Below are 20829 nucleotides of genomic sequence, written 5' to 3'. Positions count from 1 at the left end.
TGCGGGGCAGGTTTCAGGTCCGCAAGGCCATGCCGCCAGGAGAATGCATGAACAGTTCACCAATGCCGCCGCGGATACTGATCGTCGATGACGAGCTGGCGCATGTGCGCGCGCTGTGCGACACCTTGCGCGGCCAGGCTTACGACACAACGGGGCTCGCCTCGGGCGAGGCGGCGCTGTCGCTGCTGGCCGTCGAATCGTTCGACCTGCTGCTGGTCGACCTGATGATGCCGGGCATGAACGGCATCGCCGTGGTGGAAGCGGCGCGGCAGATCGATCCCGACCTGGCCTGCATCATCATGACGGGCGAAGGCACGATTGCTTCGGCCGTGCAGGCCATGCAGGCGGGTGCGCTCGATTACGTCGTCAAGCCGTTCAAGGTGTCGGGCATCCTGCTGATACTGGCGCGGGCGCTGGAAACGCGCCAGTTGCGCATCGCCAATGCGCGCCTGGAATTGCTGCTGCGCCAGCACACGGCCGAACTCGACGCCATGAACAAGGATTTGCAGCTGGCGCGCGAAGTGGCCGAGCGGGCGAACCAGGAAAAGACCAATTTCCTGTCCAGCATGAGCCACGAGCTGCGCACGCCGCTCAACGCCATCCTGGGCTTTTCGCAGATGCTCACGTCCGATTCCATTCCCTCGACGGCGCAGGAAAGGAAAACCTTTGCCTCGCACATATTCGGCGCCGGCCGGCATTTGTTGACCTTGATCAACGATATCCTCGACATCGCCAGGATCGAGTCGGGCAATATGTCGCTGTCGATGGAGCCCGTGGACCTGGCCGGCATCTACCACGAATGCTGGCAAATGATGGAACCGCTGGCGCACAAGCGCGGCATCACCCTGACGTTCGTGGAAGCGGTCGGCCTGCATGTGCTGGCCGACCGCACGCGCCTCAAGCAGGTGCTGATCAACCTGCTGTCGAACGCCGTCAAGTACAACCGCGAACAGGGCGAGATCCACGTCGATTGCCAGCCCGTCGATGCGCACCGGCTGCGCCTGTCCGTGCGCGACACGGGCGCCGGGCTGAGCGCCGCGCAGCTGGAGGCGCTGTTCCAGCCCTTCAACCGCCTGGGACGCGATGCGCGCGACGAGGAGGGCACGGGCCTGGGACTGGTGGTCAGCAAGCGCCTGGCCGAAGCCATGCAGGCCAGGCTGGGCGTGGCCAGCACCCCCGGACGCGGCAGCACCTTCTGGCTCGACATCGCCAGCTGCCCGGCGCGCCAGCCGCTGCAGGAAAGCCCGCGCCTGCCCGCCATCGCCCGGCGCGCCGAGCCGATAACGTTGCCGGAACGCAAGACGCTGCTGTATGTGGAAGACAATCCCCTGAACGTGACCCTGGTGGCGGGCCTGATCCATTTTCGCCCCGATCTCGACCTGCTGTCGGCCGGCGACGGGCAAACGGGCCTGGAGATGGCGCGCCGCCACCTGCCGCAGCTGATACTGATGGATATCGACCTGCCCGACATCAGCGGTACGCAAGTCATGCAGCTGCTGCGCGCCGATGCCCGCACGGCGCATATTCCCGTCATCGCCCTGACGGCCGTGGCGGGGCCCGGCGATGTCCGCCAGGGGCTGGCGGCCGGCTTTTACCGCTATCTCACCAAGCCGGTCGACGTGGTGGCGTTTTCCGAGGCCGTCAACAGCGCGCTGGAGTTGGCCACGGCGCAGTGCAGCGCATGAGCGGCCCGACGCCAGCGCGGCGGACGGTCTGGCTGGCGGCCGCACTGCTGCTGGCGGTGCTGGCCGCCATCGCCCTCTGGCGGCTGTTTGCCCGTCCCGCGCCGCCGCCCGTCCCCGTGGAAGAGCTGCGCCTGGCCGTGAACGCGGAATACGTGGGCAGCTGCCCCGTGCTGGCCGCGCACGGGCAGGGCTATTTCGCGCGCGAAGGCATCCACGCGCGGCTGCAATCCTACTCGTCGGGCAAGGCGTCGCTGGAAGCCGTGTTGCAGGGCCAGGCCGACCTGGGCACCGTGTCCGATATTCCCGTGGTGCTGGCGAGCCTGAAGAATCAGTCCGTCGTCATCATCGCCAGCATCTTCGAGGCCGAACGCGACCACGGCATCGTGGGGCGCCTGGACCGCGGCGTGTCCACGCCCGCCAGCCTGAAGGGCAAGCGCATCGGCGTGACCCAGGGCACCTCCGGCCAGTTCGCGCTGGACGCCTTCCTGAACCGCCAGAAGCTGCTGCCCGGCGAAGTCACCCTGCGCAACTACGCGCCGGACCAGCTGGCCGCTGCGCTGGCCCGCGGCGAGGTCGATGCGGCGGCCGGCTGGGAACCGTTCCTGACGGCCATGACGCACGCCATCGCGGGCAAGGCGGCCATCTTCTATGGCGAGGACGTGTACGCGGGCCTGTTCAACGTGGCCGGCGCGGGCGATTACGTGCGCGCGCACCCGGCGACGATGCGCAGGGTGCTGCGCGCGCTGATCGCCGGCGCGCGCTTTTGCCAGGACGAGCCCGACGCCGCGCGCGCCCTGTTTGCCAGGGCGTCGGCCAGCGAGGCGGCGCGCATGCAGGCGGCCTGGCACGGCTATCAGTTTGGCGTCGTGCTCGACCAGGGCTTGCTGCTGGCGCTGGAAGACGAGGCGCGCTGGGCCATCAAGAACCGCCTGGGCGAGCGCGGCGACATGCCGAATTTCCTCGACGCCGTCTACCTGGATGGCCTGGAAGCCGTGGCGCCATCGGCCGTGACGGTCATTCATTGAGAGGGCCACCGTGAAAATCGTCACGCGCTTCAAGCTGGCCCAATTGTTTTGCGTGGTGCTGGTGGCCATCATCGTCGCCGTGTTGTTCTCCACCACCATGGCGATGCAGCGCGAACTGGCGAAGAACAAGGCGGCGGCCGATATCCTGCAAGCCGTCACGTCGCTGCGCTACCTGTCGATCGAGTATGCGCTGCACCACGGTGCGCGCACGCGCGCCCAGTGGCAGCTGCGCAGCGAGTCGCTGTCCACGGGGCTGCTGGCCACGCCCGCCTTCAACGGCGACGAGGAGCGCAAGCTGCTGCGCGAATTGCAGGGCGACCTGGCCGGCGTGGGCGGCCTGTTCGAGCTGTTTGTCGCGAATCACCGCGAGCTGGGGCAGGATCCGCAGCGGCGCGAGGTGCTGGGCGAGCTGGAAGCGCGCCTGTCGGGCCAGATCATGGGCAAGGTGCAGGGCATGATTTCGGATGCGATGCGGCTGTCCGAATTGAGCCGGCAAGGCGTGCTGGAGGCGCAGCAGCAGGCCAACGTGGCCGTGATGCTGTTTGGCGGCATGATCATCGCGCTGGTGGCCGGCTTGATCTACTTCACCATGACCAGCGTCACGGGACCGCTGGAAAAGCTGCGCCAGGGTACCCTGATCGTCGGCGCCGGCAAGCTCGATTTTGCGCTCGGCGTGCACACCAAGAATGAAATCGGCGACCTGGCGCGCGCCTTCGACGGCATGACGGAAAAGCTGCGCCGCACCACCGTTTCGCGCGACGAGCTGGCGCACACGAATGCCGCGCTGGAAACGCAGATCGCCGAACGCCAGCTGGCCGAGCGCAAGGTGCATGAACAGCTCGAGCGCCTGAACCTGCTGCAGCAGATCACGCGCTCGATCGGCGAGCGGCAGGACTTGCGCAGCATCTTCCAGGTGGTGGTGCGCAGCCTGGAAGAGCAGCTGCCCATCGATTTCAGCTGCATCTGCCTGTATGAGCCGTCGCAGCACGCGCTGCAGGTGACGTGCGTGGGCGTGCGCAGCGAGGCGCTGGCGCAGTCGTTCATGATGAGCGAACACGCGCACATTCCCATCGATGAAAATGGCCTGTCGAGCTGCGTGCGCGGCAAGCTCGTGTATGAAGCCGACATCGCCGATGTGGCGTTTCCGTTTCCGCAGCGGCTGGCCCAAGGGGGGCTGCGCGCCCTCGTCATGGCGCCGCTGCTGGCCGAAAACACGGTCTTCGGCATCCTGATCGTGGCGCGCCGCGCCGCGCACAGCTTCACCAGCGGCGAATGCGAATTCCTCAGTCAGCTGAGCGAGCATGTGGCGCTGGCCGCCAACCAGGCGCAGCTCTACGGCGCGCTGCAACGCGCGTATGACGATTTGCGCCAGACCCAGCAGTCGGTGATGCAGCAGGAGCGCCTGCGCGCGCTGGGGCAGATGGCCAGCGGCATCGCGCACGATATCAATAACGCCATTTCCCCCGTGGCCCTGTACACGGAGTCCTTGCTGGAGACGGAAACCAATCTCAGTCCGCAGGGCCGGCATTGCCTGGAAGTCATCGAACGGGCCATCGACGACGTGGCCGCCACCGTGGCGCGCATGCGCGAATTCTACCGCCAGCGCGAACCGCAACTGGCGCTGTCGCCCATCAATGTCAACCTGGTGGTGCAGCAGGTGCTGGACTTGACGCGCGCGCGCTGGAGCGACATGCCGCAGCAGCGCGGCATCGTCATCGCCCTGCGCATGGAGCTGGCGGACGGGTTGCCCATGCTGCCCGGCAGCGTGGGCGAAATCCGCGAAGCGCTGACGAACCTGGTCTTCAACGCCGTCGACGCCATGCCGGAAGGCGGCACCCTGACCGTGCGCACGGCCTGCATCGCCGGGCCGGGCCAGGCCGGGGTACGGCAAGTGCAGGTCGAAGTGGGCGACACGGGCATCGGCATGGATGAGAATACCCGCCGCCGCTGCCTGGAACCGTTTTTTACCACCAAGGGCGAGCGGGGCACGGGCCTGGGTCTGGCCATGGTGTACGGCATGATGGAGCGCCATGGGGCCGGCATCGACATCGTCACGGCGCCGGGGCAGGGCACGGCGGTGCGCCTGGCGTTTCCCGCCTGCGCGGAAGGCGAGGGTGCGGAGGTGCCCGACACGGCCCACGCCGTGCCGCCGCGCCTGCGCATCCTCGTGGTGGACGACGACCCGATGGTGCTCAAGTCCCTGCGCGACATCCTGGAAATCGACGGCCACGACGTGGTGTCCGCCGATGGCGGCCAGGCCGGCATCGACTGTTTCCTGGCCGCTTGCGACAGGGGCGAGCATTTCGCGGTGGTCATCACGGACCTGGGCATGCCCCACGTGGACGGGCGCAAGGTGGCCAGCGCCGTGCGCCAGCATTCGCCGGCCACGCCCATCATCATGCTCACGGGCTGGGGCCAGCGCCTGGCGGCCGACAGCGACTACCCGGAACACGTCAACTGCGTGCTGGGCAAGCCGCCCCGGCTGAAGGAATTGCGGCGCGCCTTGAACATGGTCATTTCGACGGGGTAGGGCCGTGCCGGCGGTCCGATGTAAAAATACAATCAGAATCATTATCATTCGTGAGTCTGATAGATGAGTCTCCGTACTATCTCTCTTGCCGCATGAGCAATCGCTGGCGGCCCGCCTGTTTTACGGGATACAAGGGGATGGGTGCTGCAACGCCTGCTGTTACGGCTGCTCAACAAAACAGAAGCGCAAGACGTGGCTTCCGAAACAGTCGTGCGCATTCTGCACACGGGACAGCTGGTAGCCATCCGCGATCCTATCTGAGTATGATGGCTGAGAGCATCCTGCTGCTGCAATGGCGGCGCCGTGACCTCGAGCGTGCGGACATTGAGACCCTGCCGCTGCCGCCGCAATGTACTGGTTTTTTTGGGCGAGGAGCGAATTATTCCGTAAGGGAGAGGTCTTATTTTAGGTCTATATATGTCTGTACGACACCCATATGTTGGGTGCCATGATTAATTACTATTGTCAACGGAGGGGGGTATGTCATCCGGAAATCAATATACCCCATCGACAGACGCGCCAATGCCAACTGAGGTGCTAGAAAGAAACGATGCCAATACCAAACGCATAGAAAACGTCAATCACCTCGCATCATTGGCATACAAAATTGCCATTGCTATTGGCGCTATCGTCGTATTTTCATATTTATTTTCAATTAAATTTTTCCCTTCCGCCTTGGCGCCAGGCGAGATAATTTTGTTTGTATTTATTGCGTTGGCCTTCAGTTTTATATATGGAATACTCTGGATTTATGGAACTTTTTCTGCTTTATGGTTACTGCAGATTGTCAATTACATAAGATACAAGTGCCGGTTCAGGCGTAAGAAATTATCGCCATTTCGTCCATTGCGATATATCCAGGAAATAGCGGCCCTTCCGACTTCTCGCTGGTGGCCCCGTTTGCGTTGGATTCCAAAGAAAATACGTCAGTTTCGCAAGGGGGCGACGAGAAATAGCAGGACTCCACTCAATAAGCTGCCAAGTCCGCTGCGCGGCTTTTTTTCAGTATTATTTTCCCTCGTCGTGTTCATCGTGATGTTGAGTCTGGTTCTCGTCAAAGGCTTGATGGTTTTTACCTTCTTATTAATCGGCTGCTTCCTGGCTGGATTTTTCACCTTGCTGATGCTGATTGCGGTGACGTCAAGCGAGCAGCCAGACGCGGTTACGCGCCAATCCATACGTTCAGTCGTTTGGTGGCAATATGCTTTTTTCTTTTTTTTGCCACTTGCCTTTGTGCTTTTTTACTCCGGACCCATGACATTGCCGCAGATGGCTTTCAATGCCATGGGTATTCGAAGCTCGAATGTAAGTATTGAGGTAGCTGAGGCGGAATTGGGTACGATTGAACGCGCCACCGAATTTATAGGCAGACCTATTCTGGACTGTCGTAGAACTGCAGAGGGGCGATTGCTATTGCATGGCGCTGATGTAATGTGGACAGGCATAGGCGCTATCTCTCTTGTGAGCTTCAGCCTGCGAGGGCCGGATCGCTCCACTATCTTCGGTACCGAGCAGGTGGTGCGAAGAAAAATTTCCCTTCGATTCGACTCGGTTTCATTGCGTGTCATTACCAGCAGTCCTGCGATGGATATTTGTTTCGATCTTACGCATGACCTTGGACTTGAATCGCGTGGCGAGGAGTTGAACGCTGACATTCTGGAGCGGCTGCACGACGTACTCTTGACAGTTCGTGGCGCGGGTGTTCCGCGCAGCATTTTGGTCCTTGTGCAAGGCGTTCGCCAGAATCAGAATGTACTACTTCCCAACGATAAAGATGGCAATAAGTATTTTCAGCAGTCGCAGTTACGTGCCCGGGTAGTTGCCAATGCAATCAGGAAGGTAATGAATGACGACAATATCAAGATTGTGTCGGAAGCAGGGTTGATTGCTGGAGTTGAGCCTGATCGGGTCTTGGCTGGGTCATGCACACCCGATGTCCGAACGAGTTCATTTGATTGGAAACCATGCGATGCTCCGAATTTTCATGTTGAATTGCACGTGAAATACGCGACCGCGCACACGGACGAGCTTAGATAGGCATGAATCGTGTTGCTACCAGTGCCCGTCCTGCGTGTACGCTAAATACTGGCTGCTACGTTAAAACCGGTACGTCAACGTCCCCCGCACGCTGCGCGGGACGCCATACGTGCCTTGCGCGTAGGTGTTGATGTTGATGTACTTCTTGTCCAGCGTGTTTTCCACGTTCAGCTGGGCCGTCAACTGGCGCGACAGCTGGTACGTGGCCATCAGGCTGACTGTGCTGTAGGCTTCCTGCGTCACTCTTTCCTTGCCGTTCGGGCCTTCGTCGTCAAAGTAGAACTTGCTTTGCCAGTTGACGCCGCCGCCCACCGTGAGGTTGGGCTTTACCTTCCAGGTGGTGAACAGGCGCGCCGTCGAGCGGGGCGACAGGGTGTTGATATCCTGTTGCTCGCGGTCCCTGGCGCGGAAGTGGCTGGCGCTGGCCGTCACGTTCCAGTCCGGCGCCAAGCGGCCAGACAATTCCCCCTCGATGCCGCGGCTGGTGGCGCCGCGCGCCGCGTAGTACGCCTGCGTGGTGGTGCCGGGAATCCTATGCGCGCCGTCCGGCTGGGCCAGCTTATCCTGTTTGATTTCAAAGATGCCGATGGAACCGTTGGCCCGGCCCCCGGCCAGTTCTCCCTTCAAGCCCACTTCCATGCTTTGCCCCGTCAGCGGGTCCAGCCAGGCGCCCGTGCGGTCCTGGTTTTCCTGCGGGCGGAAGATGTCCGTGTAGCTGGCATACATCGAATAGGTGTCGTTCAGATCCACCACCACGCCCGCATACGGCACGAACTTGCTCTTGGCGAAGGCAAAGCGGGCGCTGCCGTCAAAGCCGATGCGGTCCTTGTCCCAGCGGCTCAAGCGCCCGCCGAGTATCAATTTGGTGTTGTCGGCAAGGTTCAGGCGCGCCGCGCCATACGCGCCATATTGCTTGGTCGTGTATTTTTCCGACAGCACGAGTTCGCCCCAGGCCGGCTGCGGGTAGCTGCCATCCCAGGCGAGGAAATTGCCGATCGGTTCAGGGTCGAGCGCTTCCTTGACGCTGAACTCGGCGTGCTGCACCGTGTAATTGGCCCCGACGATGACTTCATGCTGGCGTCCGCCCAGGGTAAACGGGCCGGACAGCTTCATGTCGGCGCTGCTCTGGTCGCGCGCGCCGATGTAGCGGTTCGGATAGCCGAGCATGCCCAGGCCCGTGATTCTATCGGGCCGCTCCGCCAGGAATACCAGCGGCGTGTCTTCCGTGTGCTTGCTGTACATGGCTTGCGCCTGCGCTTTCCAGCCCTGGCCCAGCGCATGTTCGACGGTGGCGTGCACATTCGTCTGTTCCGTGGCCCAGGCGGCCCAGCGGGGCGCCGTCGTGACGGATCGGTCGAAATTGGTGCGCGTGCCGTCGCTGTACCACAGGGGGAAGCCACCCCAGTTGCTGCCTTTCGGGTCGTTCTTCTGGTAGCTGGCGCCCAGCATGGCCACGGTGCCGGGCGCCAGGTCCGCCTCGACGGTGGCGTAGACGAGCTGGCGCTGGTTCGAATAGCCATTGGTAAACGACTTGCGGTCTTGCCAGGCGCCGGCCACGCGGCCGCGCACGGAGCCGTCGGCATTCAACGGCGTGGCCAGGTCGAGCGTGCCCCGGTAATCGCTCCACGAGCCGGCAGCCAGCGACCATTGCCCTTCGAATTGCCTGGCGATGGCCCGCTTGCGCACCAGGTTGATCGAGGCGGATGGATAGCCGGCGCCCGTCAGCAAGCCCGTGGCGCCCCGCGTCACTTCCACGCGGTCGTAGATGAGCGAATCCATTTCCGATTCGCCGCCCGAATACTGCACTTTATAGGTGGTGGGCACGCCGTCGTACTGGAAATTGTCGACGTCGAAGCCGCGCGCGGAAAAGGTGCTGCGTTCCGTGTCGAACTGGTTGACGGCGATGCCGGGCGTATTGCGCAGCACGTCGCGCACCGTCAGCAAGTCCTGGTCGTCCATGCGCTGGCGCGTGATGACGCTGACCGATTGCGGCGTCTCGCGCAGCGACAGCACCAGGCCCGTGGCGCTGGCCGTGGCCGGCGTCGTGTACGAGCCCGTGCCTTCCGTGCTCGTGCTGCGCTCGGCCGTGGCGCGCACGGCGATGCCGGGCAGGGTGGCAGCGTCGGCCGCCGAAGGCAGCTTGCGCACGGCGTAGTGGCCGCCGCCCTGGTCGACAGCGTATAAGCCGCTGCCATCGAGCAGGCGGGCGAAACCGTCGGCCACCTGGTAGTTGCCGTTCAAGCCGCGGCTGTTCAAGCCCGCATACAGGCCGGCGGCGCCGGAAATGCTGACCCCGGCGTCGGCCGCAAACGCGGACAGGACGGCACCGAGGGGGCCGGCGGCCACCTGGTAGTGGCGCGCGGGCGCCTGCTGCGGTTGCTGCTGGGCGGATGCGGGCGCGGTCAAGGCCAGGCTGCCCAGCAGGGCCAGGGTGATGCTGGTGTGGCGGTAGTGCTTCATTGCTTGTTTCCCTTCGTTCATGTGTTGGTCCTGTGTGGATTGACGGGGCACATGACGGAAAGGGACATTGTTCTCAAAAATTTTTATGCGGGCTCGACAGAAATCCACCAACGGCCGTGGCGCCGCACGCGGATGGGCAGCGACGCTTGCAGCAGGGCCAGCAGGGCGTCCGTGTCGCGCAGCTGGTACACGCCCGACACGCGCAGCCGCGCCACGGCCGGATCGCAGCGCACCACGCCGTGGCGGTAGCGGGCCAGCTGCGCCAGCACCTGCTCCAGCGGCGTGTCGTCCGCGTACAGCAAGCCCTTGAGCCAGGCGGCTGCGTGCGGCGCCAGCGGCTGCGGAGCGCCGGCGGCCGTTTCATCGAAACTGGCTTGCCAGCCCGCCCGCACGGTGACGGGCCGGCCTTCGGCGGGCCGCACTTCCACGGCGCCCTGCGAGACGGCCACGTGGGTGCGCGCGCCCAGCAGGCTGTCGTCCTGGCGCACCGTGAAGCGCGTGCCCAGGGCGCGGATGCTGCCGTTGCTGGTGCGCACGATGAAGGGGCGCCCGAGGGGATCGGGGCTGGTCGCCACGTGTATCTCTCCGCCGCGCAGCTGTACCAGGCGCAGGGATGCGCCGAAGGCGACATCGGCGGCGCTGGCCGTATTCAGGCTCAGGCCGCTGCCGTCGGCCAAGGTGAGGTGGCGGATTTCGCCTGTCGCCGTGCGCAGGTCGGCCGTCCATGCCTGCCATGGCGCCACGCGCAGCATGGCCCAGCCGGCTGGGCCGGCGACGATCAGCACGGCCAGGGTCTTCAGGATGGCGCGGCGCTGCGCGCGGGCCGGTCGGTCCAGCACTTGCCTGGACAAGGGCATGGCCAGCGGCGGAGGCAGCATGCCGAAGGTGCGGCACACTTGCTCGGCCCGCTGCCACGCCGTTTCATGGTCGGGGTGGGCGGCGCGCCAGCGGGCCAGCCCCTGTTGCGCGGCAGCGTCGAGTTCGCCGCCTTGCAGGCGCATCATCCAGTGCGCCGCTTCGCGCGCGGCGCGTGCATCGAGGGCCGCGCTCATGTCAGGCCAGCAGCAATATGCATTGTTCGAACGCCTGCACCATGTAGCGCTTGACGGTGCGCTCGCTCACCTTCAGGCGCGCGGCGATGTCCGCATACGCCATGCCTTCCAGCTGCGACAGCAGGAAGGCCGTGCGCACCTTTGCCCCCAGGCCGTCGAGCATGGCGTCGATCTGGTGCAGGGTTTCCAGGATCAGCAAGCGGTCTTCCGCCGACGGCGTGACGGGGGCGGGCAGCTGCGCCAGGGTGGCCAGCCAGGCCTGCTCCAGCGACTGGCGGCGGTAATGGTCGATCAGCAGGCGGCGCGCCACGGTGGTCAGGTAGGCGCGCGGCTCGCGCAGGCTGACGGCGCGCTCGCCGGGCGTGGCCAGCAGCTTGATGAAGGTATCCTGCGCCAGGTCGGCCGCGTGGTCCGTGCAGGACAATTTGCCGCGCAGCCAGCGCAACAGCCACGGATGGTGCTGGCCATACAGCAGTGCGACAGGATCGGCGGCGGGCGATACGGCAGACGTCACGATACACTCCAGGTTGGCGCTGAAGTTCCCCCAGGCCGCCGGCAAGTGCAGGTTCTTCTTGAATGCGAATGGTTCTCATTTTACATTGGCGTGCCTGAATGTCAATGCGCCAGCGCCATTGGCGGGGCAAGCATGGCCTTTCCGCTATACTGGCCCCCCCGATATTGCCGCCATTCCTAGAAAATCACCATGGACCTGAGTACCCACGCCGCCGTCGTCAATTGCGAAGCGTATCGCGACGGCAAGAAGATCGCGCACTTTGATATCGACAAGGTGGGCGACTTCCTCGGCGACCCCGATTGTTTCGTGTGGATCGGCCTGGCCAGCCCCGACGTCACGGCCATGCAGGCGTTGCAAGCGGCCTTCGGCCTGCACGAACTGGCTGTCGAGGATGCGCAGGGCGCGCACGAGCGCCCCAAGCTGGAAGAGTACGGCGACACCCTGTTCATGGTGATGCACACGGCCACGCTGGACGGCGAGGCCATCGTCTACGGCGAAACCCACGTCTTTCTCGGCCCCCGCTTCATCATCACGGTGCGCCACGGCGCTTCGGCCGGCTATGCGAAGTTGCGCGAACGCAAGGAAAGCATGCCCGAGAAGCTGGCCAGCGGTCCCGGTTACGTGCTGTATTCCATCATCGATTTCATCGTCGACCAGTACCAGCCGTGCATCGACCATTTGCAGGCCCGCTTCCAGCACCATGAGCTGCAGCTGTTCAAGCCCAGCTTGAGCGAAGACAAGCTGCAGGATTTCTACCAGCTCAAGACGGAGCTGCTGAAGCTCGACGCGGCCGTCAACCCCCTGCATGACATCTGCACCCAGCTGATCCGTTTCCATGGCGATATCGTGCCCAAGGAAAACCGCATCTATTACCGCGACATTCTCGACCACGTCAAACGGGTCACGCACACGGCGGGGCAGATGCGCGAGCTGGTCAATTCGGCCATGCAGGTGGCGCTGGGGCAGATTTCCATCCGCCAGAACGAGGTCGTCAAGCGCCTGGCCGCCTGGGCCGCCATCCTGGCCGTGCCCACCATGGTCTTCAGCCTGTACGGCATGAACTTCGAATTCATGCCGGAGCTGAAGTGGCGCGGCAGCTATCCGGCGGTGATCGTCGTCATCATCGCCGGCTGCTGGTGGCTGCACCGCCGCCTGAAGCGCGAAGGCTGGCTGTAGCCGGCAAGCTTACGCTGCGGCCACCGCGCCCGCCGCCTCCAGGATCAGCGCCGCCACTTCCACGGGGCGCGAGGCCAGCGACGCGTGGCTGGCGTTCAGGGTGATGACTTTGCGCGCTTGCAGGCGCGCCGCCATGCGCTCCTGGTTGACGGGGGAAATCATGCGGTCGGCACTGGACACCTGGTACCAGCTGGGCTTATGTTTCCAGGCCGGGTCGCTGACGGTGTCGCCGAAGGTGCTGGCCAGCGGCGCTTTCTGCACCACGCCCAGCACGGCGCCTTCTTCCGCGTCGAGGTCCTGGCAAAAGCTGTCATGGTATTGCTCGGGCTTGACCCACAGATAGCCGTCGCTGTCGCCTTCCAGGCTGGCCGCGCCCAGGGGCGGGTGTTCCTGTGTGATGCTGCCCGGGCTTTCGCCTGCGTCGGGGGCAAAGGCGGCGATGTACACGAGGCCCGCCACATTCGGCGCATTGCCGGCCACGCTGATGACGGCGCCGCCGTAGGAGTGTCCCACCAGCAACACCGGGCCATCGACCTGCGCCACCATCTTGCGCGTGCGCTCGGCGTCGTCGGCCAGCGACGTCAAGGGCAGTTCGACGGCGCGGATGGCCGTGTGGCCGTGGCGCCGCAATTCGACGATGACGCGGCTCCAGTGGGCGGCGCCGCCCCAGAAACCGTGGACGAGGACGATGGTGGCTTGCTTGCTCATGCGGAACTCCTTGGGACAAGGGAAACGGAGAAGACCGCGCCGTGTGCGAGGCGGCACTGCGCGGCGGCTGGCTGCACGCCTATTGTAGACCTTCCCAGCGCATGGCCTCGATGGCGTCGACCACCGTGCTCTCGTATTCGATGAAGAAATCGCTGTGGAAGCCGTTGCGCATCACCAGGTGGCTGCTGCCGGGCAGGGCGGCGGCCAGGCGCTCGCCGTCAGCCAGGCGCAGGGGCCGGATAAAGTCGAGTACTTCCTGCGCGGCGGCCCGCGTGGCGGGATCGGCTTGCAACAGCCATGGAAACAGGTTGCGCAAGGTGCCGGGATCGACGGTGACGACCAGCGCCGGCGCGCGCACGCGGCGGTAGTCGGGCGAAAAATTGTGCGCGGCCACGTCCATGGCCCTGGCGATGGCGGGCGGCGTGTTCGGCCGCACCGAACCGTCGGGCAGCACTTCCAGCGCATCGCGCCAGTTCGCTTCCAGCGCGGGCCACCATTGCTTGTTGATGCGCCTGGCATAGGCGATCGAGGCGTCCAGCGATGCCAGGTCGGCCGGGCCGGGCGTCGGTTCGTCGTAGGGCGTCGGTGCGGGTTCTTCATAGCCGCCGCTGGCCAGGTAATCGAAGGTCGTGTCCAGGTAGGCGAGGCCCCGCACGCGCCGCGGGTGGCTGCCCGCGAACAGGGTCAGCTCGTTGCCGGCGATGGAGTGCCCGGCCAGGATGATGCGCGGCACCTTCAGTGCGTCCAGCACGGCCAGCAGGTCGGCCACGAGGGTGGCGGGAGAGTAGCTGGCGTCGCTGGCGGGCGTTGGCTTGCTCGATGAACCGTAGCCGCGCCGCGTGATGGCCAGCACGCGGTGGCGGCGCGCCAGCGCGGGCGCCAGGCTGTCGAACGCATGCGCATTGGCGCCCAGGCCGGCCAGCAGCACGATCACGTCGTCGCTGTCGCCCCGTGCCGATGGCCAGTCGCGCACGTGCAGGCTGACGCCGGGGGCGACGCCGATCTGCCGGTCCGTCACGCCGGATGCGCGCGGCAGCGAATTGCCGCCGCATGCGGCGAGGCTGGCCAGCGCCGTCATCCCCGATAGAAAGTGTCTGCGGGCGTGGAAATGCGCGGGGGCGCCGTGTGTCTTGCTCATGCTGTACTCCTGGTGTGGGTGAGGGCATGAGCAGTGTCGCCGCCGCGCATGAAGCGCGGATGAGGGGCGGGTGAAGGAAGGCTGAAGGTCCTCCGGCCGCGCTAGTGCGACACCAGCACCGGCAAGGTCGTCTCCTGCAGCACCGTGCGCGTGACGCCGCCCAGCAGCGCTTCGCGCAGGCGCATGTGGCCGTAGCAGCCCATCACGACCAGGTCGCAGCGCCGCTGCGCGGCCATGGCCAGCAGGGCCGTTCCCACGTCCTGGCCCGGCGGCGTGTCGTGCTGCAGCACCTCGACGTTGACGCCATGGCGCGCCAGGTACAGGGCCAGGTCGGCGCCCGGCTGCTCGCCGTGCGCGGCCGGCTGGGCGTGCGAATTGACGACGGCCAGGGTGACTTGCCGCGCCTTTTGCAGCAGCGGCAGCGCATCGGTGATGGCGCGCAGCGCTTCGGCGCTGCCGTTCCAGGCCAGCAGCGGATGCTGCGCGGCGCCCGCCGGCGCGGCGGAGGGCGCGTGCGGCACCATCAGCACGGGCCGGCCGCAATGGAGCATCAGGTATTCGGCCGTGCCGGCGATGACGCGCGACGGCGTATCCTGCGCATCCGTCTGGCCCAGGATCAGCAAGTCGCAATAGCGCGCCTGCAGCAGCAGCGCGCCTTGCGCGTCGTCGTCGACGAAGCGCGTTTCGTAGGCGCCCAGGCCTTCCTCGCGCGCGATGCGCTCGAAGTCGTGCAAGGCTTCGCTGGCCTGGGTGCGCAGCGCCTGCATCTGCGCCGGCGCAAACTGCAGCGCGTTGACGCCGCCGCCATATGCATAGCGCGAGATGCCGCTCATGGCCGAACCGATCAGGTGCGCCCCTTCGGCGATGGCCAGGCGCACGGCCAGGCGGATGCGCTGGGCGCAGTGGCGGGAATTGTCGACGTGGACCAGCAGGGTGGTGTAGGGCATGGCGTTTCCTCGGTTGTCAGTTGTCAGGTCTGCAGCACGTAGCTGCCCGGCGCGTCGCCCAGGTCGGGGCCCATGGCCGGCGGCGCCACTTGCGCGCCCGCTTGCTGCGCCAGCCAGGCTTGCCAGGCGGGCCACCAGGAACCGTCATGGTGCGGCACGTCGCGCTGCCAGCTGTCCGCGTCGACATAGGGCGCGTCGTGGCGGTGCGTGGCCAGCTGGTAGCTGCGGCGCGGCTGGCCCGGCGGCGAGACGACGCCCGCATTGTGGCCGCCCGAGGTGAGCAGGAAGGTGACGTCCGTGTCGGTCAGCAGCTGCAGTTTGTAGACGGAGCGCCACGGCGCCACGTGGTCCGTCAGGGTGCCGACGGCAAAGATGGGCGCATCGATGTCGGGCAGGGCGATGTGGCGGCCTGCCGTGCGGTAGCGGCCTTCGGCCAGGTCGTTGTGCAGGAACAGGCGGCGCAGGTATTCCGAATGCATGCGGCAGGGCATGCGCGTGGCGTCCCCGTTCCAGGCCATCAGGTCGCTGTCCTGTTCATCTTGTCCCAGCAGGTAGTGGTTCAAGCGGCGCGACCAGATCAGATCGTTCGAGCGCAGCAACTGGAAGGCGCCCGCCATCTGCTTCGTATCGAGGTAACCCTGCTTCCACATGGCCGCTTCCAGGAAACTGACCTGGCTGTCGTCGATGAACAGCGACAGTTCGCCCGGCTCCTTGAAGTCCACCTGCGAGGCCAGCATGGTGAGGCTGGCCAGGCGCGCATCGCCGTCGCGCGCCATCGTCGCGGCGGCGATCGCCAGCAGGGTGCCGCCCAGGCAGTAGCCGGCCGCGTGCACCTGCGGCGCGCCCGTGATGCGGGCAACGGCGTCGAGCGCATCCATCACGCCCAGCTGGCGGTAGTCTTCCAGCGACAGTTCGCGGTCTTCTTCCTGCGGGTTTTTCCAGGAAATCATGAACACCGTGTGGCCCTGGCCCACCAGGTAGCGCACCAGCGAATTGTGCGGCGACAGGTCGAGAATATAGAACTTCATGATCCAGGCGGGCACGAACAGCAGCGGCGTGGCATGCACGCTCTTTGTCGCGGGCGCGTACTGTATCAATTCGATCAAGTCATTGCGGTAGACCACCTTGCCCGGCGTGACGGCCACGTTTCCGCCCACCTTGAACGTGGCTTCGCCGGCCGCGCCGGCGCCCATGGCGGCGCGCCGCCAGTCGTCGGCCGCGTGGACCATGCCGCGCGCCAGGCTGGCGCCGCCGCTCGCGAGGGTAGCTTGCTGCACCACGGGGTTGGTCAGCAGGAAGTTCGACGGCGCCAGCATGTCGAGCCACTGGCGCACGGTGAACGTGACGACATCCTCGTGGTGCGGCGAGACGCCGCGCACGCCCGTGGTGGCGCGGTGCCACCACTGCTGCTGCAGCAGGAAACCCTGGTAGACGAGATTGTAGGGCCAGCGTTGCCAGGCCGGGTCGTCGAAGCGCCGGTCCTGCGGCAGCGGCGCGATGCACGGCGGCTCGGCGGCGCCGCCGGTCAGGGCCGATTGCCAGGCATATTGCTGCCAGCGGCCGATCTTCTTCCACGCTTCCTGCAGCAGCGTTTGCTGCTTCGACGGCGCCAGCGCGAGGTGGCTGAGCCAGTCGGCATACGCGTTGCCCAGCGCGGCTGGCGAAATGCCTCCCGTAAATTTGCCCAGCCAGGCGTTCAGCAGCAGGTCGAGCGTGGCGCCTTCCGGCGCGCTTTCCGGATAGCCGGGAACCGGCACGCCTTGCCAGGCGCTGCCCAGGCGCTCATGTGCAAACTTTTGCTCCGCATTGCTCGACTGCGTCTTGTTCATCCGGGGCTCCCGTCATTTTTTTACAGGATAGCAAGAGCTTGTTCAAAAAATTATGATCTACATCAAGTTTGGCGGGATGCCTGCGGCCGGCAACCTGCCGCCGGGATGGCCAAGTCCGTTTGTTGCATAAACGAAATGCATTCCAACGAATTTACTGATTGCAATGATTAAAAGTGAATTTTTCATGCGCCGATACCCGGATTCGATGGCGGCGCCAGCCTCCAGTGCCCCATTTTACACTCTGTCAAGGCGGATTTCTTTGCGCCACGATGCATGCTGGCAAACAACAAAATTTGTTTCTTTTTGGATTTATTTATTGTATTTGGTAAATTTATGCAGCAAAATGCCATTGCAGCCTGAGCAGCAGGCGCGCAGGCCGTTCAAGCCGGCGGGACAGGCCGGTAACCGGAATCGAGGAGAGGGACATGCTTACGAACAGGATGACAAGCGGCAGGGCAGATGCCTGCAGGGGCAATACGGCGTTCAGGCGCGGCATGGCGCGCGATACCGCGGGCGCTGTGCGACCGGCCCTGAGCCGCCTGCAGGTGCTCGCCTACCTGGCGCTGCTGTTGGCCGTGCTGCCCGCCGCAAGCTGCATTGCCATGGGACGCGCCGGCGTACCGGTGCTGTTCAGCACCGCGTGCGGCGTGGTGTCGTGTGCGGCCGGGGGCGATGTGTTCTAGCGCGTGGCCTGCGCTTCCTCGCAAATCCATGTCATGAATGCCTGCACGGCGGGGCGCGCGGCTGCGTCGGGCCGCGTCACCAGGTAGTAGGCAAAGCGCGCGGGCCACGGCAAGTCCAGCACTTGCACCAGGCGCCCGGCGGCGATTTCTTCCTGCGCATACAGCTGCGGCACCAGGGCCAGGCCCTGGCCCGCCTCGGCCGCGCGTATCAACAGAAAATCATCTTCGAAGGCCGAGCCGCGCAGCGCCCGTGCCGCATCCTCGCTGCCGTCCGGCGCGCCATGCGCGGCCAGCCATAGGGGCCAGTCGGCGCGGTCCGTGTCGTGCAGCAGCGGGTAGTGCAGGCAATCGGCCGGCGTGGCGATGGGCGGCTGGCCCGCAATCAGGGATGGACTGGCGACGGGCACCAGCACGGGCGCCATCAAACGCGTCACCTGCAAGCCCGGATAGTCGCCCAGGCCGTGGCGCAAGGCCACGTCGACCCGGTCGCGGCGCAGGTCGACCAGCGCGGATGTCGCTTCCACGCGCACCTCGATATGGGGATGGCGCTGGTTGAAGCGGCCCAGGCGCGGCACCAGCCACGCGGCGGCAAAGGTGGCGACCGTGCTGACGGTGAGCGTCTGGCGCGCGCCCATGTCTTCCAGCGCCTGGCTGGCGCTGGCGATCTGCGCGAAGGCGCCCAGCAGGGCGGGGTGGACCCTGACGCCCGCCTCGGTCAGGCGCAAGCCCTGGCGTTCGCGCGTAAACAGGGGCATGCCGACCCGCTCTTCCAGCAGGCGGATTTGCTGGCTGACGGCGCCCGACGTCACGTGCAGCGCTTCGGCGGCCGCCTTGATGCTGCCGCGCTGGCCCACTTCGACAAAGGCGCGCAACGCCTGGAGCGGTAAAGGATAGGTCATCGATATAGTTTTTCTCAAGTCAGGCGCGAAAAAACATCGTTTCTGTTTCGCTCTAGGAAAACGCATTATAGGGGAATGCGGCGTTCTTTTGACGTCGAGTAAAACTATATCGATAGGATCTCCATGTTACTTTCACATCGGCAGCTTTGCCTGCTTTTGCTGTGCACCACGCAATTCGTTGCCTTGCTCGATTTTTCCATCACCATGATCCCCTTGCCGCAAATCCAGCACAGCCTGGGCTTCACGCCCGGCGGGCTGCAATGGGTGATCAATGCGTATGGCGTGGCCATCGCCGGCTTCCTGCTGCTGGGCGGGCGCGCGGCCGACCTGTTTGGCCGCCGCCGCGTCTTCATCGCGGGGCTGTTGCTGTTCACGGCCGCCTCCCTGCTGGGCGGCTTTTCGCACAGCCCGGCCATGCTGGTGGCCACGCGCGCGCTGCAGGGCTTCGGCGCCGCCATGTTTTCGCCGGCCGCGTTTTCGCTGCTGCTGGCCGTGTTTCCCGAGCCGGCGCAGCGCAACCGGGCGCTCGGCGCCTGGACGGCCGTGGCGGCCAGCGGCTTTGTCGCGGGACTGATACTGGGCGGCTTTATCACGGACTTGCTGGGCTGGCGCTGGGTGCTGTGGATCAATGTGCCCGTCGGCTTGCTGGTGCTGGCCCTGTCGCCTGCCTTGCCCCAGGGCCGGCCCGATGCCGCTGCGGCTGGCGGCTCGCTCGACGTGTGGGGCGCGCTGCTGGTGGCGTCGGGCGCGGCGACGCTGGTGTTTGCCTTTGCCAATAGCGAGCATGTGGGACTGGCCCATCCGCTCACGTTTGCCCTGGTCGCGCTGGCGCTGGCCTTGCTGGCGCTGTTCGTCTGGGTGGAGGGGCGCGTGGCCGCGCCGCTGATGCCGCTGGCCGTCTTCCTGCGCCGCTCGACGGGCGGCGCGAATATCGTCTCCCTGCTGGCCAATACGGCCCTCGGCCCCACCTTTGTCGTCGTGGCGCTGGCCATGCAGGAAGTGCTGGGGTTTTCCGCCACGCGCACGGGACTGGGCTTGCTGCCGATGGCCGTCGCCTTTACCCTGGCCAGCGCGTGGGCCGGACCGGCGCTGATCGCCCGCTGCGGCACCAAGCCCGTCATCGTCGGCGGCATGCTGCTGTTCATCGGCGGCCTGGCCATGCTGGGCGCGTCGCTGGCCACGCTGGCGTCGTGGGCCGCATCCATCCTGCCAGGCACCGTACTGGCCGGCATCGGCTATGGCCTGGCGTTTCCCGCCTGGACGGTGGCCGGCATCGATGGCGTGCCGGAAGCGGACCATGGCCTGGCGGGCGGCATGCTGACGACCACGCAGGAAGTCGGCTCGGCCGTCGGCCTGGCCGTGGGCGTGGCGGTCAGTATCGCCGTGCTGGCCGGCGGCGGCACGGCCGCACAAGGCTACAGCGGCGCCATCCTCGTTTCCGCCTGCCTGGTGGCGGCGGGCCTGGCCTGCGCCATCGTCATCCTGCCCGGCAAGGCCGCGCGCCAGGAGGCGGCGCCATGATGGAGCTCTATACCGACAGCTCGCCCAACGGTTTCAAGGCCACCATCGCGCTGGCCGAACTGGGCTTGCCCTATCGATTGCGCCATGTGCGCATCGAACAGGGCGAGCACCGCTTGCCCGCCTTCCTGGCCCTCAATCCGCACGGGCGCATTCCCGTGCTGGTCGACCACGACACGGGCATCACCGTGTTCGAGTCGGCCGCCATCCTGCGGTACCTGGCGGAAAAGACGGGGCGTTTGCTGCCGGCGCAGCCACGGCAGCGCTGGGCCGCCATCACCTGGCTGCAATTTCACGCGGCCAGCATGGGGCCGATGCTGGGCCAGCGCGTGCATTTTGAACTGGCCGACGGCGGCGCGAATGTCGCCGCCACGGCGCACTTCCGCCACTTGTGCGACGCCGCGCTGGCCACCATGGATGGCCGCCTGGCGGATCACGTCTACCTGGCCGGCGACGACTATTCCATCGCCGACATCGCCAGCTTCGGCTGGCTGCACATCGCCGACCTAGTCGGCTTCAAGCTCGATGACTGGCCGCACGTGGCCGCCTGGTACGCCCGCGTGGCGGCCCGTCCGGCCGTGCAGCTGGGCATCACGCTTCCCGCGCCCGCCACGGGTGCTTGACCTAC

The 20829-nt window shown here is 65.6% G+C and carries 17 protein-coding genes; 8 read left to right on the top strand and 9 right to left on the bottom strand.

Going from position 1 to position 20829, the window contains the following annotated elements; translation table 11 throughout:
• Positions 1–47: 47 nt before the first annotated feature.
• From NCG91_RS06190 to NCG91_RS06175, 4 genes are all read left to right on the top strand, one after another.
• A complete protein-coding gene (locus NCG91_RS06190) occupies positions 48–1685 on the top strand; it encodes a response regulator (protein WP_251349036.1) in 1638 nt (545 codons plus the stop codon).
• Positions 1682–2710, top strand: a complete 1029-nt coding sequence (locus NCG91_RS06185) for an ABC transporter substrate-binding protein (protein WP_251349035.1) — start codon at positions 1682–1684, stop codon at positions 2708–2710. Before NCG91_RS06190 ends, NCG91_RS06185 begins: the two co-directional genes overlap by 4 nt.
• 10 nt (positions 2711–2720) lie before the next feature.
• Complete coding sequence (locus NCG91_RS06180) at positions 2721–5240, top strand: ATP-binding protein (protein ID WP_251349034.1); 2520 nt, start codon at positions 2721–2723, stop codon at positions 5238–5240.
• A 480-nt stretch (positions 5241–5720) separates the two neighbouring features.
• Positions 5721–7277, top strand: a complete 1557-nt coding sequence (locus tag NCG91_RS06175; protein WP_251349033.1) for a hypothetical protein — start codon at positions 5721–5723, stop codon at positions 7275–7277.
• Positions 7278–7337: 60 nt separating this feature from the next.
• On the opposite strand, the gene NCG91_RS06170 is transcribed toward NCG91_RS06175, so the two are convergent.
• The 3 genes from NCG91_RS06170 to NCG91_RS06160 form a co-directional block, all read right to left on the bottom strand.
• A complete protein-coding gene (locus tag NCG91_RS06170) occupies positions 7338–9758 on the bottom strand; it encodes a TonB-dependent siderophore receptor (protein WP_251349032.1) in 2421 nt (806 codons plus the stop codon).
• A 62-nt stretch (positions 9759–9820) separates the two neighbouring features.
• Complete coding sequence (locus tag NCG91_RS06165; protein WP_251349030.1) at positions 9821–10789, bottom strand: FecR domain-containing protein; 969 nt, start codon at positions 10787–10789, stop codon at positions 9821–9823.
• Position 10790: 1 nt separating this feature from the next.
• Positions 10791–11303 (bottom strand): sigma-70 family RNA polymerase sigma factor, encoded by a 513-nt coding sequence (locus NCG91_RS06160; RefSeq protein WP_251349029.1) that lies wholly within the window; start codon positions 11301–11303, stop codon positions 10791–10793.
• A 189-nt stretch (positions 11304–11492) separates the two neighbouring features.
• Here NCG91_RS06160 and NCG91_RS06155 point away from each other — a divergent pair, with 189 nt between their 5' ends.
• Complete coding sequence (locus tag NCG91_RS06155) at positions 11493–12479, top strand: magnesium and cobalt transport protein CorA (protein WP_251349028.1); 987 nt, start codon at positions 11493–11495, stop codon at positions 12477–12479.
• Between the two features lie 9 nt (positions 12480–12488).
• On the opposite strand, the gene NCG91_RS06150 is transcribed toward NCG91_RS06155, so the two are convergent.
• From NCG91_RS06150 to NCG91_RS06130, 5 genes are all read right to left on the bottom strand, one after another.
• Positions 12489–13187 carry an alpha/beta hydrolase gene (locus NCG91_RS06150; protein ID WP_099664246.1) on the bottom strand — a complete coding sequence of 233 codons (699 nt, stop codon included), beginning with the start codon at positions 13185–13187 and terminating at the stop codon, positions 12489–12491.
• 79 nt (positions 13188–13266) lie between these two features.
• Positions 13267–14325: an alpha/beta hydrolase gene (locus tag NCG91_RS06145; RefSeq protein ID WP_251349027.1), complete on the bottom strand. Its 1059-nt coding sequence runs from the start codon at positions 14323–14325 to the stop codon at positions 13267–13269.
• Between the two features lie 101 nt (positions 14326–14426).
• Positions 14427–15272 (bottom strand): universal stress protein, encoded by an 846-nt coding sequence (locus tag NCG91_RS06140; protein ID WP_251349026.1) that lies wholly within the window; start codon positions 15270–15272, stop codon positions 14427–14429.
• A gap of 23 nt (positions 15273–15295) precedes the next feature.
• Positions 15296–17101, bottom strand: coding sequence for a PHA/PHB synthase family protein (locus NCG91_RS06135; RefSeq protein WP_251349025.1), 1806 nt, complete (start codon positions 17099–17101; stop codon positions 15296–15298).
• A gap of 331 nt (positions 17102–17432) precedes the next feature.
• Entirely contained in the window at positions 17433–17597 is a 165-nt protein-coding gene (locus NCG91_RS06130) for a hypothetical protein (RefSeq protein ID WP_251349024.1), read from the bottom strand.
• Here NCG91_RS06130 and NCG91_RS06125 point away from each other — a divergent pair.
• Positions 17596–17784, top strand: a complete 189-nt coding sequence (locus tag NCG91_RS06125; RefSeq protein ID WP_251349020.1) for a hypothetical protein — start codon at positions 17596–17598, stop codon at positions 17782–17784. The two genes, NCG91_RS06130 and NCG91_RS06125, sit on opposite strands and share 2 nt — an antisense overlap.
• On the opposite strand, the gene gcvA is transcribed toward NCG91_RS06125, so the two are convergent.
• Positions 17781–18683 (bottom strand): transcriptional regulator GcvA, encoded by a 903-nt coding sequence (gene gcvA / locus NCG91_RS06120; RefSeq protein ID WP_251349018.1) that lies wholly within the window; start codon positions 18681–18683, stop codon positions 17781–17783. The two genes, NCG91_RS06125 and gcvA, sit on opposite strands and share 4 nt — an antisense overlap.
• A 123-nt stretch (positions 18684–18806) precedes the next feature.
• Here gcvA and NCG91_RS06115 point away from each other — a divergent pair, with 123 nt between their 5' ends.
• Together NCG91_RS06115 and NCG91_RS06110 are read left to right on the top strand one after the other, a co-directional pair.
• Positions 18807–20204 (top strand): MFS transporter, encoded by a 1398-nt coding sequence (locus tag NCG91_RS06115; RefSeq protein WP_251349017.1) that lies wholly within the window; start codon positions 18807–18809, stop codon positions 20202–20204.
• Positions 20201–20824 (top strand): glutathione S-transferase family protein, encoded by a 624-nt coding sequence (locus NCG91_RS06110; protein ID WP_251349016.1) that lies wholly within the window; start codon positions 20201–20203, stop codon positions 20822–20824. Before NCG91_RS06115 ends, NCG91_RS06110 begins: the two co-directional genes overlap by 4 nt.
• Positions 20825–20829: the final 5 nt, after the last annotated feature.

It is taken from the genome of Janthinobacterium kumbetense, from assembly GCF_023703445.1.
GTDB lineage: Bacteria > Pseudomonadota > Gammaproteobacteria > Burkholderiales > Burkholderiaceae_D > Janthinobacterium > Janthinobacterium kumbetense.
This window is presented reverse-complemented; position numbering and strand designations above follow the sequence as displayed.

What these genes read in the sequence shown, in the direction of transcription:
- NCG91_RS06190 (WP_251349036.1), top strand. Translation starts at nt 48, where the DNA reads ATGAACAGTTCACCAATGCCGCCGCGGATACTGATCGTCGATGACGAG.
- NCG91_RS06185 (WP_251349035.1), top strand. Translation starts at nt 1,682, where the DNA reads ATGAGCGGCCCGACGCCAGCGCGGCGGACGGTCTGGCTGGCGGCCGCA.
- NCG91_RS06175 (WP_251349033.1), top strand. Translation starts at nt 5,721, where the DNA reads ATGTCATCCGGAAATCAATATACCCCATCGACAGACGCGCCAATGCCA.
- NCG91_RS06170 (WP_251349032.1), bottom strand. Translation starts at nt 9,758, where the DNA reads ATGAACGAAGGGAAACAAGCAATGAAGCACTACCGCCACACCAGCATC.
- NCG91_RS06165 (WP_251349030.1), bottom strand. Translation starts at nt 10,789, where the DNA reads ATGAGCGCGGCCCTCGATGCACGCGCCGCGCGCGAAGCGGCGCACTGG.
- NCG91_RS06155 (WP_251349028.1), top strand. Translation starts at nt 11,493, where the DNA reads ATGGACCTGAGTACCCACGCCGCCGTCGTCAATTGCGAAGCGTATCGC.
- NCG91_RS06150 (WP_099664246.1), bottom strand. Translation starts at nt 13,187, where the DNA reads ATGAGCAAGCAAGCCACCATCGTCCTCGTCCACGGTTTCTGGGGCGGC.
- NCG91_RS06145 (WP_251349027.1), bottom strand. Translation starts at nt 14,325, where the DNA reads ATGAGCAAGACACACGGCGCCCCCGCGCATTTCCACGCCCGCAGACAC.
- NCG91_RS06140 (WP_251349026.1), bottom strand. Translation starts at nt 15,272, where the DNA reads ATGCCCTACACCACCCTGCTGGTCCACGTCGACAATTCCCGCCACTGC.
- NCG91_RS06135 (WP_251349025.1), bottom strand. Translation starts at nt 17,101, where the DNA reads ATGAACAAGACGCAGTCGAGCAATGCGGAGCAAAAGTTTGCACATGAG.
- NCG91_RS06125 (WP_251349020.1), top strand. Translation starts at nt 17,596, where the DNA reads ATGGCGCGCGATACCGCGGGCGCTGTGCGACCGGCCCTGAGCCGCCTG.
- NCG91_RS06130 (WP_251349024.1), bottom strand. Translation starts at nt 17,597, where the DNA reads ATGCCGCGCCTGAACGCCGTATTGCCCCTGCAGGCATCTGCCCTGCCG.
- gcvA (WP_251349018.1), bottom strand. Translation starts at nt 18,683, where the DNA reads ATGACCTATCCTTTACCGCTCCAGGCGTTGCGCGCCTTTGTCGAAGTG.
- NCG91_RS06115 (WP_251349017.1), top strand. Translation starts at nt 18,807, where the DNA reads ATGTTACTTTCACATCGGCAGCTTTGCCTGCTTTTGCTGTGCACCACG.
- NCG91_RS06110 (WP_251349016.1), top strand. Translation starts at nt 20,201, where the DNA reads ATGATGGAGCTCTATACCGACAGCTCGCCCAACGGTTTCAAGGCCACC.